The sequence below is a fragment of the Pseudoroseicyclus sp. CXY001 genome (assembly GCF_041714655.1).
GTDB lineage: Bacteria > Pseudomonadota > Alphaproteobacteria > Rhodobacterales > Rhodobacteraceae > Pseudoroseicyclus_A.
The window spans coordinates 2,563,680-2,575,979 of sequence record NZ_CP168219.1; the positions used below are offsets into that span (position 1 = coordinate 2,563,680).

At 64.0% G+C, this 12,300-nt stretch carries 11 protein-coding genes and 1 tRNA gene; 6 read left to right on the plus strand and 6 right to left on the minus strand.

Going from position 1 to position 12,300, the window contains the following annotated elements; genetic code table 11:
* Positions 1–69: 69 nt before the first annotated feature.
* Positions 70–792 (plus strand): 1-(5-phosphoribosyl)-5-[(5-phosphoribosylamino)methylideneamino]imidazole-4-carboxamide isomerase, encoded by a 723-nt coding sequence (gene hisA, locus ACAZ03_RS12510; protein ID WP_373354043.1) that lies wholly within the window; start codon positions 70–72, stop codon positions 790–792.
* A 61-nt stretch (positions 793–853) separates the two neighbouring features.
* Here hisA and ACAZ03_RS12515 read toward each other — a convergent pair whose 3' ends face one another.
* Positions 854–1,954, minus strand: a complete 1,101-nt coding sequence (locus ACAZ03_RS12515; protein WP_373354045.1) for a class I SAM-dependent RNA methyltransferase — start codon at positions 1,952–1,954, stop codon at positions 854–856.
* Between the two features lie 99 nt (positions 1,955–2,053).
* On the opposite strand from ACAZ03_RS12515, the gene hisF reads away from it, so the two are divergent.
* From hisF to ACAZ03_RS12530, 3 genes are all read left to right on the plus strand, one after another.
* Positions 2,054–2,812 (plus strand): imidazole glycerol phosphate synthase subunit HisF, encoded by a 759-nt coding sequence (gene hisF / locus ACAZ03_RS12520; RefSeq protein ID WP_373354047.1) that lies wholly within the window; start codon positions 2,054–2,056, stop codon positions 2,810–2,812.
* On the plus strand, positions 2,809–3,117 hold the full coding sequence (locus tag ACAZ03_RS12525; RefSeq protein ID WP_373354049.1) for a phosphoribosyl-ATP diphosphatase: 309 nt from the start codon (positions 2,809–2,811) through the stop codon (positions 3,115–3,117). Before hisF ends, ACAZ03_RS12525 begins: the two co-directional genes overlap by 4 nt.
* A 269-nt stretch (positions 3,118–3,386) precedes the next feature.
* Positions 3,387–4,472 carry a transglutaminase-like domain-containing protein gene (locus tag ACAZ03_RS12530; protein ID WP_373354050.1) on the plus strand — a complete coding sequence of 362 codons (1,086 nt, stop codon included), beginning with the start codon at positions 3,387–3,389 and terminating at the stop codon, positions 4,470–4,472.
* Between the two features lie 205 nt (positions 4,473–4,677).
* Here the strand turns inward: ACAZ03_RS12530 and ACAZ03_RS12535 are convergent, their stop codons facing one another.
* Both ACAZ03_RS12535 and rlmB read right to left on the minus strand, forming a co-directional pair.
* A complete protein-coding gene (locus ACAZ03_RS12535) occupies positions 4,678–5,109 on the minus strand; it encodes a CoA-binding protein (protein ID WP_373354052.1) in 432 nt (143 codons plus the stop codon).
* A gap of 207 nt (positions 5,110–5,316) precedes the next feature.
* Complete coding sequence (gene rlmB / locus ACAZ03_RS12540) at positions 5,317–6,108, minus strand: 23S rRNA (guanosine(2251)-2'-O)-methyltransferase RlmB (protein ID WP_373354054.1); 792 nt, start codon at positions 6,106–6,108, stop codon at positions 5,317–5,319.
* A 113-nt stretch (positions 6,109–6,221) separates the two neighbouring features.
* Here rlmB and ACAZ03_RS12545 point away from each other — a divergent pair.
* Positions 6,222–6,305: transfer RNA gene (locus ACAZ03_RS12545), tRNA-Tyr, on the plus strand.
* Between the two features lie 380 nt (positions 6,306–6,685).
* Complete coding sequence (locus tag ACAZ03_RS12550) at positions 6,686–8,179, plus strand: hypothetical protein (protein ID WP_373354055.1); 1,494 nt, start codon at positions 6,686–6,688, stop codon at positions 8,177–8,179.
* Between the two features lie 4 nt (positions 8,180–8,183).
* Here ACAZ03_RS12550 and ACAZ03_RS12555 read toward each other — a convergent pair whose 3' ends face one another.
* The 3 genes from ACAZ03_RS12555 to ACAZ03_RS12565 form a co-directional block, all read right to left on the minus strand.
* Positions 8,184–10,190 carry a hypothetical protein gene (locus ACAZ03_RS12555; protein ID WP_373354057.1) on the minus strand — a complete coding sequence of 669 codons (2,007 nt, stop codon included), beginning with the start codon at positions 10,188–10,190 and terminating at the stop codon, positions 8,184–8,186.
* A 1,014-nt stretch (positions 10,191–11,204) separates the two neighbouring features.
* Positions 11,205–11,396, minus strand: coding sequence for a hypothetical protein (locus ACAZ03_RS12560; RefSeq protein ID WP_373354059.1), 192 nt, complete (start codon positions 11,394–11,396; stop codon positions 11,205–11,207).
* A gap of 114 nt (positions 11,397–11,510) precedes the next feature.
* Positions 11,511–12,242 (minus strand): N-acetylmuramoyl-L-alanine amidase, encoded by a 732-nt coding sequence (locus ACAZ03_RS12565; protein WP_373354060.1) that lies wholly within the window; start codon positions 12,240–12,242, stop codon positions 11,511–11,513.
* Positions 12,243–12,300 lie beyond the last annotated feature (58 nt).

The window sequence follows — 12,300 nt, forward strand, 5'->3', positions numbered from 1 at the left end:
CGTGAGGTCGCTTGCCCCCGGCCCCGCCCCGTGGCACCCCCCGCCCCGAGACAAAGGAGTGCCCCTAAAATGATCCTCTACCCTGCCATCGACCTCAAGGACGGCCAGGCCGTGCGGCTCCTGCGCGGCGAGATGGCGGCGGCGACGGTCTTCAACGACAGCCCCGCCGATCAGGCCCGCGCCTTCGCCGCCGCCGGCTGCTCCTGGCTGCATCTGGTCGATCTGAACGGCGCCTTCGCTGGCAAGCCGGTCAATGCCGCGGCGGTCGAGGCGATCCTCGCCGCCTGCCCCGATCAGCAGATCCAGCTCGGCGGCGGCATCCGCGACATAGCGACGATCGAGGCCTGGCTCGACAAGGGCCTCACGCGGGTGATTCTCGGCACGGTCGCGGTGGAGGAGCCCGAGCTCGTCCGCGCCGCCGCGAAGGCCTTCCCCGGCCGCATCGCCGTCGGCATCGACGCTCGGGCCGGCCGGGTCGCCACCAAGGGCTGGGCGGAGGAGACGGAGGTTCTGACCACCGAGCTCGCCCAGCGCTTCGAGGATGCCGGCGTCGCGGCCATCGTCTACACCGATATCGAGCGCGACGGCGCCATGGCGGGGCCGAATGTCGCGGCCACGGCGGCGCTGGCGCGGGCGGTGAGCATCCCGGTGATCGCCTCGGGCGGGGTCTCTTCCCTCGCCGATCTGACGGAGCTGAAAAAGAACGGCGTCATCGCCGGCGCCATCTCCGGCCGGGCGCTCTACGAGGGGGCCATCGACCTTGGCGAGGCGCTGGCGCTGCTATCGGAGTGAGGGCCCAAAGATCTTTCGACGAAAGATCTTTCAAAGATTTTTCTGCGAAAAATCTTCGGCCTCAGCCCAGCACTCCCGTCTGCCAGAGCCGGATCTTCAGGGGCCCGTGCGGCACCGGCGGCCCCGGCGCCTGCCAGGGCAGGCCGGTCGCCCGGGCCAGCTTCTCCTCGCTGGTCACGAGACCCACGCGCCAGCCGGCGAACTGCTCCTTCAGCCGGGCCCCGAGGTCCCGGTAGACGCCGACGAGCACGCCGCGATTGCCGATCCGCTCGCCATAGGGCGGGTTGACGATGACGAGCCCGGGCGGCCCCTCCGGCCGCTCCAACTCCGCCACCGGGCGCGTCTCGAAGCGGCAGGCCGCCGCCACCCCGGCCCGCTCGGCATTCTCGGTGGAGAAGCGCACGGCGCCCGCGTCGCGGTCGAAGCCGAGGAACCGGGGGCCGGGCATCGCCCCCGCCCCGCCCCGCAGCGCCGCCACCGCAGCCGGGTCATAGCCCGCCAGAAGCTCGAAGGCGAAGGGCCTGTCCCGCCCCGGCATCAGCCCGGCGGCGATCTCGGCGGCTTCGAGGAGGAAGGTCCCCGAGCCGCACATCGGGTCGAGGACCGGCTCCGCCCCGTCATAGCCGCAGGCGCGCAGGAAGAGCGCCGCCATCGTCTCGCGCATCGGCGCCTTGCCGACCGCCACCTTGTGGCCGCGCCGGTGGAGCGGCTCGCCGGAGGTGTCGACGCTGAAGGTGACGACATTGCGCTCGATGCGCGCCATCAGGCGGATGCCGCCGTCGCCGAGGGGCGCGCCCAGCTCCTCGGTGATTGCCCGGCCCACACGCTCCGCCGCCGCGCCGGCGTGGTAGATCTTCGAGGCCCGCGAGCTCGCCTCGACCTTGACCGGCACATCCGGCCGCAGCACCTCGCCCCAAGGGAACTTCCGCGCCCGCTTGTCGAGCTGCGCGAGGTGCAGCGCCGGAAAGCCGCCGATCCGCGCCAGCACCCGCCCGGCGCCACGGAGCGCGATGTTCGCCCGCCAAACCTCCGGCCAGCCGCCCTGCAGCGTCACACCGCCCGGCACCTCCGCCACCTCGTTGAAGCCCGCCTCCCGCGCCTCGGCGGCGAGGAGGGGCTCCAGCCCGGGCTGGGTGGCGAGGAAGATCTCGAATGTATCCATCCCGCCCCTCTACCCCGCCCCGGCCGCGACGGCGAGGCCCCCTCCTCCCTCGCCGTCTCGCCTCTTTCCAAGCCCGCCGCCCGCGCCTAGAACGCCCCCATGCTCAAGACGCGCATCATCCCCTGCCTCGACGTGGCCGACGGCCGCGTCGTCAAGGGCGTCAACTTCGTCGATCTCATCGACGCCGGCGACCCGGTGGAGGCGGCGAAGGCCTATGACGCGGCCGGCGCCGACGAGCTCTGCTTCCTCGACATCCATGCGACGCACGAGAACCGCGGCACGATGTTCGACCTCGTCACCCGCACGGCAGAGAGCATCTTCATGCCGCTGACCGTCGGCGGCGGGGTCCGCACATCGGAGGACGTCCGCGCCCTCCTCCTCGCCGGGGCCGACAAGGTGAGCTTCAACTCCGCCGCCGTCGCCGACATCACCGTGGTGGCCCGCGCCGCCGAGCGCTTCGGCGCCCAGTGCATCGTCGTCGCCATCGACGCCAAGGAGGTGGCCCCCGGCCGGTGGGAGATTTTCACCCACGGCGGCCGCCGCCCCACCGGCATCGACGCCGTGGCCTTCGCCCGCTCGGCCGAGGCCCATGGCGCGGGAGAGATCCTCCTCACCTCTATGGACAGGGACGGCACCAAATCCGGCTTCAACCTCGGGCTGACCCGGGCCGTGGCCGATGCGGTCGGCGTGCCGGTCATCGCCTCGGGCGGCGTCGGCACGCTCGATCACCTCGTGGACGGCGTGACGGAGGGCCATGCCTCCGCCGTCCTCGCCGCCTCGATCTTCCATTTCGGCACCTTCACCATCGGCGAGGCCAAGGCCCATATGGCCGCCGCCGGCATCGGGATCCGCCCATGAGCCTCCAGCGCCTCGCCGCCACCATCGCCGCCCGCGCCGCCGCCCCCGACCCGGAGGAAAGCTGGACGGCCCGGCTCCTCGCCGCCGGCCCCGAGAAGGCGGCGGAGAAGTTCGGGGAGGAGGCGGTGGAGGCCATCATCGAGGCGGTGAAGGGCGACCGCGAGCGGCTGACCGCCGAGGCGGCCGACGTGCTCTACCACCTGCTCGTCATGTGCCAGACGCGCGGCGTGACGCTGGCCGAGATCGAGGCCGAGCTCGCCCGCCGCGAGGGCACCTCCGGCCTCGCAGAGAAAGCCGCGCGCTAGGTTCCCGGGAGGGGGGGCGTTCAACCGCCCCGTCTGAGGCGCGGCCCCCGCTACAATGTGTGCCCCGTAGGCCGGGCTTCAGCCCGGCCCACCCCATACGACCCAGAGCGCCCTCCCCGCCCTCCGTGTCTGTTGGCCTGCCCCCCAAGCCCGCCCCCCGCCACCCGCCTTGCCCGACGCCCCGGCCCCGCCTATACGCGGCGCCGATGCTCCGAATGGCGCCGGGTTTCCCCCCGGGCCCGGACTCCCTTGAACGAGAGACCAGACCGATGACCTTCACCAGACGATCCGCCCTCCGCCTGGGCGGCGCGGCCGCTGCCATGGCCGCCTTCCCCCGCCTCGCCGCCGCCTCCTACGCGCCCCGCCCCGAGGGCTGGCGGAGCTATGAGCTGACCACCAGCGTCACCATGCCGCGCAACGGCGCCCCCGCCCAGGCCTGGGTGCCGGTGCCCTATCACATGGATGCCGACTGGACGCTCCCCGGCGAGACGACCTTCGACACAAACGGCACCGCCGAGCTCGTCCGCGACGACGCGCAGGGCATCGCCTTCGTCCATGCGATCTGGGAGGCGGGCGATTCCCCCGCCGAGCTGACCGTCGTCTCGACCGTGCAGACGCAGAGCCGCGCCGTCGACCTGACCACCCGCGGCGACGCCACCCTCCCCGTGGCCGAGCGCGCCCGCCTGACCGCACCGACGGAGCTCCTGCCGACCGACGGCATCGTCCGCGAGACCGCCGAGGGCGCCATCGGCTGGGCGCGGGGCGATCTCGCCCAGGCCCGCCGGCTCTACGATTTCGTAGTGGAAAGCACCGAGCGCGACCCGAATGTCCGCGGCTGCGGCCTCGGCGACATCAAGTCGATGCTCGAGATGGGCGCGCTCTCCGGCAAATGCGCCGATCTCAACGCGCTCTTCGTCGGCCTCGCCCGCGCCGTCGAGCTTCCGGCGCGCGACCTCTATGGCCTGCGCGTCGCGCCCTCCGCCTTCGGCTACAAAAGCCTCGGCGCCGGCTCCGAGGTCGTCTCCAAGGCCCAGCACTGCCGGGCGGAAGTCTTCCTCGAGGGCTACGGCTGGGTCCCCGCCGACCCCGCCGACGTCCGCAAGGTCGTGCTCGAGGAGCCGCCGCAGGACCTGACGCTGGAAAGCCCCGAGGTCGAAGACGTCCGCGCCGCGCTTCTCGGCGCTGCGGAGGGCAACTGGGTCTGCCTCAACACGGCGCATGACGTGACCCTGCCGGGGTCCGAGCAGGGCATGCTGCCCTTCTTCATGTATCCCCAGGCCGAGATCGGCGGCGTCGCCCAGGACGAGCTCTCCCCCGATACCTTCACCTACGAGATCATCGCCCGCGAGGTCTGACAGGAGTAGCGGCCGGCCTCATCCGGCGCCGGCCGCCCCCATGTCTTTGCTCCCGGGCATCCTCGGGGGGAGTCGCCAAAGGCGACGGGGGGCAGACAGCCCCCCAGGCCCGGCCTCAGCCGGGCACCCCGCCCGCAGCGGGGCCCAAAATTCTTCGCAGAAGAATTTTTGCCCGAAGATCTTTCTCGAAAGATCTTCGCCCCGCTCAGGCGTCGCCCAAGAGCCGCGGGATCTCGATCGCCGGGCAGCGGTCCTGCACCACCTTCAGCCCCTTGGCGCGCGCCACTTCGGCGGCGGAGAAGCTGGTGATGCCGAGCTGCATCCAGATCGATTTCAGCGTCTTGAAATGCGACATGGCGGCGAGCGCCACCGAGGGCACGTCCTCGGGCTTGCGGAAGATGTCGATCATGTCGACCTCCTCCTCGATCTCGCGCACATCGCCATAGACGCGCTCGCCGAGCAGCTCCTTGCCGGCGAGGCGCGGGTTCACCGGGATCACCCGGTAGCCGCGGGACTGGAGGAACTTCATCACCCGGTGCGACGGGCGGTCTTCCTTGTCTGACGCGCCGATGAGGGCAATGGTCTTCGCCTCCGTCAGCACATCCCTGATGTAATCGTCGGGCTGAATGAGTCGCATGGCTTCCTCCTCGTTCTGCCCCATCTGAGGAAAAAAGCGCCCGGAGCCAAGGGCCCGGGCGCGGAAGGTGTGGAACGAGGGACAGTGATCAAGGGCACCGGTGTTCCAGAGTGGCGCCCTCATGCGACAATATTGGCACAGGCAAGCGCCAAGGAAAGCCCGGGTCAGGGAAATGTGATCGGGGCGGAGCGGCGCTCCGCCGGGCGCTCAGGCCGGCGCGTCGCCCTGCGCCGCGCGCGCCGCATAAAGCGCCACGGCGGCGGCGTTGGAGACGTTGAGCGAGCCGAAGCTCCCCGCCGCCTCGATCCGCACCAGCGTGTCGCAAAGCTCCCGCGTCCGCTCGCGGAGCCCCGGCCCTTCGGCGCCCATGACGAGCGCGATCTTCTCGGTCTCGCCTTGGGCCAGTGCGGCACCGATGGAGGTCTCGCCTTCGCCGGCGAGGGCGAGGAGCCGCCAGCCCTCGTCCCGCAGCCGCTCCATCGTGTCGGCGAGGTTGCGCAGGCGCAGATAGGGCTGCCGCTCGAGCGCCCCGGAGGCCGCCTTGGCGAGCGCCCCCGTCTCGGGCGCCGAATGGCGCGCGACGCCGATGACGGCGCGGGCGCCGAAGACCTCGGCCGAGCGCAGGACGGCGCCGACGTTATGCGGATCGCTCACCCGGTCGAGAAGCACGAGGATCCCCGGCCCCGGCCGCGCCAGCACCTCGTCGAGCCCGCCCCAGTCGAGCGGCTTCGCCTCCAGCGCCGCGCCCTGATGGACGGACGAGGGGTCGAGCGGCACGTCGAAGCGCCGGGCATCGACGATCTCCGCCTCGATCCCGGAGGCGGCCACGGCATCACCCAGCCGGTCGGCGGCATTGCGGGTGAGGACGAGGCGCAGCTTCTCGCGCGCCGGATTCTCCAGCGCATCGCGCACGGCATGGAGCCCGAAGAGCCAGACGGTCTCCGCCGCCGCCGCGCGCTTGGCGCGCTCCTTCTCGATGACCCAATGCGGCTTTTTCATCCGCCCTCCCTGCCCCGCCGCGCCCCGCAGCGCAAGGCCGGACGCACCCATTCAGACCTGCCCGGAAAGTGATTGACCTCCCGCCGCCGCCCGACTATTCCCCCGCGGGCGTCGGGCGACGAGCTGCAAGGTGCGGCAGCGGACTGTAACTCCGCCGGGGAGACCCATGCCTGGTTCGATTCCAGGGTCGCCCACCACTCCCCCCTTTTTGTCAAAGAAATCAATGCAGTGGTGTCCCGCAGCACCGCTGAGCAGGGCATTACAAATCAATGGGTTAGCAGGCAGGTGTCCCGCAGATCAGCGCATGATTGGGACGGTCTTGCCTCTATGATCGCGGTCCTGCGGAGCGTCCACATTGCGCGATTCTGCCGAAGCGCAGTTCACTGCATTCAAACGCGCCAAGAGAACTTGCGCCACTTGCCTCGAGACCGGATCCCCGACGAAGAGCTACGCAGGACTAGATGCAGAGCTCGGCAAAGAAAAACTACCGCTCCCCGTTGATTGAAGCTCCGGGCTTCATCTAGTCTGGTTGCCGTCAGGTAACGGTGAACTCCGGTCGTCCGGAGCGGAGAGACGCATGAAGCCCCACGTCCTTTTGCATATCGGCGCACATCGAACCGGAACGACATCACTGCAGAACTTCCTACGCCAGAATCGAGATTTCCTCGACAAAGCTGGCATCGGAACAATACACCCACCAGAGACGCGCCAATACGCCGAATGGGCCGACGAGAAAATATCCCGACGCTTCATCGTCAGCGAGGAGAACATCTGGGGCACGATGGAGCAGAACATTCGGACCGGCGAGATCTATCCAGGCGGTGCCGACAGAGTTTCTCAGCTACTGGTTAGTCTTGATTGCCCAGCAACGATCTTTGTCACAATACGAAGCACTTTCGAGTGGTGGCGGTCTCAGATCAATTTCGGGATCTCTCGCGGAACCTTTATCCCGGAGGCGGCGCATATCGATGGCATCATCAGTGCAGGAAGCCGCTGGCACAAGGCAATTGAAGATCTCTCAAGAGCATGTGATGCCAGAATAATCGTCCGGGAATTTAATTGGAAGACAGACAACCCCAAGCGACAGCTGATCGAAGTCACTGGCTGGAAAGAAATTGAACAGGCCAAGGTGTCACGGGACATCAACAATAGATCGCCGAACGAAATTGAAATTGCGACCCAGCTTGCAGGAGCATCCGCTCATGAGCTGCTTAAGAAGTATGAAACCGGGAGCCGGTCAAGCCCATTCACTGAAGACGATATCTCCGTTATGAATGAGCAATATGAAGAGTCCCTTTCCACGGTTGCAAGTCTTGAACGCGTTGAACTCAAACAGGAAAGCGAGCAGGAGAGAAGGAAGAGAGCGGATTTGAAAACTGGCACTATGCCGAGACCGACAGCAATAGCATTCCTGCACATCGGCAAGACCGGCGGAACGTACTTCAAGTCGCGATTGGCGTCTAGCGCCGAAGAGAACCCCAATCTGAAGTTGGGCAATCACTCCGACACCCTCCTCACAACAGCGGAAGAGCTCGGAGATAGCCGCCGGGTTGGATTCTTCTTCAGAGATCCGGCATCTCGATTTGTGTCAGCCTTCCATTCCAGAATGAGACAGGGAAGACCGACTTACGATGTGCTGTGGTCTCCGGCCGAAGCCTCCGCATTTAGCTTTTTCGAAGATGCTAATTCGCTGGCCGAAAGCATCTATAGCGACGACAAGCGCATGGAGTCGGCCGCTCGCTTTGCGATGGCGAGTATCCAGCACCTTAAGAACGGCTATCAGCACTACCTGATCTCACCTGAAGCAATCGAGTTCGAACATCGTTCGAAGAGAGTGTTGTTCTGCTGCCCAACTGAGCTCATCGACGCACACTGGGCGCGCATTTGCGAGCTCTTTCAATCGGCGTCACCGAGGCGTGAGAATGTCAACTCCGAGGGGATAAGGCACTCAATTGGCCAGCATGAAGAACTTTCGCCCACGGCAGTTTCTTCCCTACGAGAGTTTTGGCGTCGCGAGTACGAAATCTATGAGGCGTGTTTGCGGATCTCGCACGACCTACATTTCGACTGATCGGCTAGAGAAGCGCATCCCGATCCCAGATGAATTCATCGCAACCGGCAAGAGTGATGTCGACAACCACATTACCGTCTTCGATGATGTCAATGTCATAGCCACCAGCCTTTGACCTTGCCCGGACCTGAAGATTGCCGTACTCAACGGTATCATCAACGCAATTGAATACGTATCTTTCGAACTTGCCAGCATCAATATTGAAGCTGCGAGAAGCCTGGATGATTTCTCTTAGGTCCAATTTGTCGACGCCGACCTCAAAGTCGAGGATCTGGAGCGAGTCGGTATCATCATTCACCACAAACCTATCGTGGCCGGACTTTCCCTCCATCCTGTCTGATCCCCCGTCACCGTCTAGAACGTCGTTGCCGGGTGTCCCAAATATGAACTCATCTACCGGCAACTCGACCTTGCTCTTGCTGTCATCCACTATCAGCAGGATCTCGTGCGGCCGGAGTTCGATCTTGAGCTTCCCTCCCTCCACCAGGTCGCCTTTCGAGACCGCCGTCAGCGATGCTTCAGCATCCGGGTCAGCCCAGTACGCAGGGACCTTTGTTCCTTTGTAGAAACCGTCCGCGGTGCTCTCGTCCACACCCAGGATGTAGGCCTTGAAGGTTCCCGAGAGGCTATCGGGCAAGTCGATGACTTTGCTCTGCGCCTTGTCGCTATGAGAGGCGACGAGAAGAGCGTACTTCTTCCCACTTTCGAAAGAGAACGCTTCCAGTCCAGGCCCTAGCCTGGGGGCGTCGGTAACCTCCATGCCGCGCAGGTTCGAAGACATGAAGCGGATGAGCTCACCCGCCGGCGACAGATCTGCGCCGTCCTGAGCTATGCTGGTCGGCTTGTACTGGCTTGACCAAAAGTCGGCCTCATCTATGCCGGCTTCGATGAAGCTCGAGAACATCTTTAGAACTATTGGAGCCTGCTGCAGTCCCCACGTCGACGCGTTTTTGTGGTTGACGTTCCATTCGGACACGATCGACGTGAGATCGCTGTCGAACTTCCCATAGGTCTCCCAAAGCGAAAGCTGCTTTGCCGCCCAGTCCACAATTTCATCGATATTGTCGTACCGGTGCGTGTTCCAGGTATTCTTGTGGCTGCCTTCGTCGAAGTAGAAGTGCGTAACAAGCGCATCGACCGCTGCCGCTTCTTTTGCGTCGAACTCTGCGATCACCTTTAGGTTCTTGTCGGCGAGAACTGACTTCGGTGTCCCCTCATTGGCGGCTTCGGTCCAGACTTGGACAGCGATCTCTGGCTCATCCCAGTTGGTCAGGCCTCTCGCGGATTTGAAGTTGTCGATCGCCTTCTGTGCTATTTCCGCTATCGCACTGGCCACGCGCCCATACTCGACGGCGCTCATGTGAGTCTCGTACTCATTTCCAATTTCGAAACGACGCACGGAGGATACTCCACCGGAGCTGAGCGCCGTCATGACGTAGTCGTATACGTGACGCTCCATAGCGACGTCGAAATCACGATGTCCACCTCTGGTGGAATCTGTGAGTGTGCACAACGTTGGGATGATCACCGATGCTCGCACGTTCTCTGTCTTGCAGAACTCCATGAAGCTGGAGAGCGACGAGACATTGGTCACGTCAGCGCCGTCCGTCACGTAGGATGCTCGGTTTGGATCCCTGATGTCCAACGTGGTTTCTGCGCCAATGCCGCCAGGATACCTAATCGTCCCGGGAGAGACCTTTTGAACTATCTCATCGAACTTCTGCCACGGCTTGTCACCGAACTGCTCGTAGTCGTAGACGAAGTTCATGCCAAAGTGCGCTTCACCAACGGTGTTCGCTCTCGGCTTTCCGGCATAGTCGTTCGTCGATAGGTTGATTTCGGCTAAGCGCGCACCGTGGGTCGCGCTTGGTAGCGATAAATCCCCATCGTGACCGTAATCGATTTCAATTTCGATTGGATTGCGCGAAAGCGAAGACCAGTCAAAAGCGTCCTTGACTTCCTCCGGAGCGAAAATGCTCCATTCGACGAAACTTTGAATTGAGTCCTTCACAACTCATCCCCTCATTAACCCGAGGGAAATGTGCGTCGAGAACCTTTCGAAGTCATTATTGCAATAGACAAGCTACGTAGACATTGAATAAAGAACTTGATAAACGATCCGTTGTTGTTGTGAGTAGGTCGTTCTGATGATCAGCCTTTTGGACGCCGCGGATATGAGGGCTTTGCTGCGTAGCCTTCAGATAACCACGAGATGTGCAGGCAACAGACTGGTGCTCAAGGAGGGCGCGTGTCTGCACTGTGGCTCGGGTCGACCCAAGCATAACTGTCTCAGGCCGGGTCGGCCGCCTTCGGAAGACGGCGTGCCGTCATCGAGCGCCCCGCAAGAAAGTGAAAAATGGATCATTGGAGCGACATTTCGCGCTTCGCGCGCGGTCTCGCAGTACTCATTTGAGCAACTGGGCGCCACTTTTACTGTCACGGGGTTCAGAGAAAACTGCGTCATCGCAGTGGGAGTTGTTGACCTTCGGCTCTTAAGCGGAAGGCTCTTCCACGGGCGACGCGAGATTGGGAAAACTACTTTCTTTGAAGGTGTCGAATTGCACCCAGAAGAAGGGATTCCCCCTTGGGTCTCAATATAGCTAGCTGCGATTTTTTGTCGACAGAATTTCAGCGAGCTTCGGATAATTGGTTTATAACCGCTTTACCAACTTTTCACTTGGTCGTGCTAGGTTGATTCGTGGTTAAGTTGCGGTTCTGGTTGAGGTTTGTGCATGGGCTGTTCGAAGGCTGAATACATCGATTCACGACTAAGGCGCGGATCGGTTTCGAGCGTGATATGCATAGGCGGCGGCGTTTCGGTGACCTATATTGTGGGGCCCAGCGAGCAGTGGCTGCCGATCTCGGAGCTTCCAGTCTTCATGAGTTTGCGTGATGTAGTCAGGATCGACAGGAAGCTGGGAGTGCCAGATGAGCAGCTTTCGCTGTTGAATTGAAGTTGCGTCCACAGGCGCCCCTGCTCGTCAACAGGGGCGCTATGGATCATCGAACGGTCGAAGACTAGGCTTCAGTCGGGGGGAACGTAGGTCGTCCCCTTGTTGGGCGTGATGTAGGTGGTGATCGCGCCGGCGACGCTGGCCACGAGTAGCTCCAGGACATCGCCCACGGTCATCTCGGGAGAGATGCCGATGAGGCTTAGTAAGTACACCAGCGCGCCCACGATCAGCGGCGCAAAGGCTTTGTCAAAAGTGGTGAGCATAGGTGGCTCCTTTCAGAGGTTGAGGCCGAAGCGGTTGACGGTCTGCCCGGAGGGGCGACGAGAGTGAATTGACGTTGGTGGCTGGGGGGCTGAGCTTCGCTGCTTCGGTTAGCTTCAAAGCAGAGCAGCCCAGGTCATCGGTCCGACGATGCCGTCGGGCAGAAGCTGGCGCATGGTCTGGAAGGCGACGACACGCGTCCGCGTGCGAGGGCCGAATTCGCCATCGATAGCGAGCCCGCCGAGGCGCGCCTGAAGCTCCCGGACAGATTGGCCGATGCTGCCCTGGCTGAGCACCGGTTGAGAGCCGCTCGGAGCGGTCAGGCTTGTCGGCATCATCGGCTCGACATGCCGGCCGATCGCACGGCATATCTCTTCGCGGAGTTCGTTGCCGATTGCGATCGGATCTCGGGAGCTGGTGCCACCACGGGGCGGATAGTCGTAGTCCCATTTGGCATGCTGCCGCACCCCTAGAACCAGGTCGACCTCTGCATGGCTCAGAACGAAGCGGCCAGTCGGCTCGATGCGGTAGATCTGGCAGAGCCGCGCCGCCTCCGCGACCAGGGCGTCGACCTGTCCCGGCCTGATCGGCGCCGCCCCGTCGAACGGCCGCGCCCACGTGGCGCCAGCGAGAGCGCATACCGAGATCCCGATCGATCCTGAATTGAGGTGGCGGCAATGCGCCGCATAACGGCCTGCGACGAGGGGGCGACCGGGCTCGTTCGCCGAGATCGGGTGCTCGCCGTCATGCAGCTTTCCGTCGCCATCGATGAGCCGATGATAAGCGCGGAGGTCGACGCTGTTCGGCCGGTACGCCCCCCCGGTATGGTGGAGGATGATGCGGTTCATCGGCATAGGAATCTCCAATGTGGAAAACCCCGCCGGCGGCGGGGCGAAGAGGGTTGTC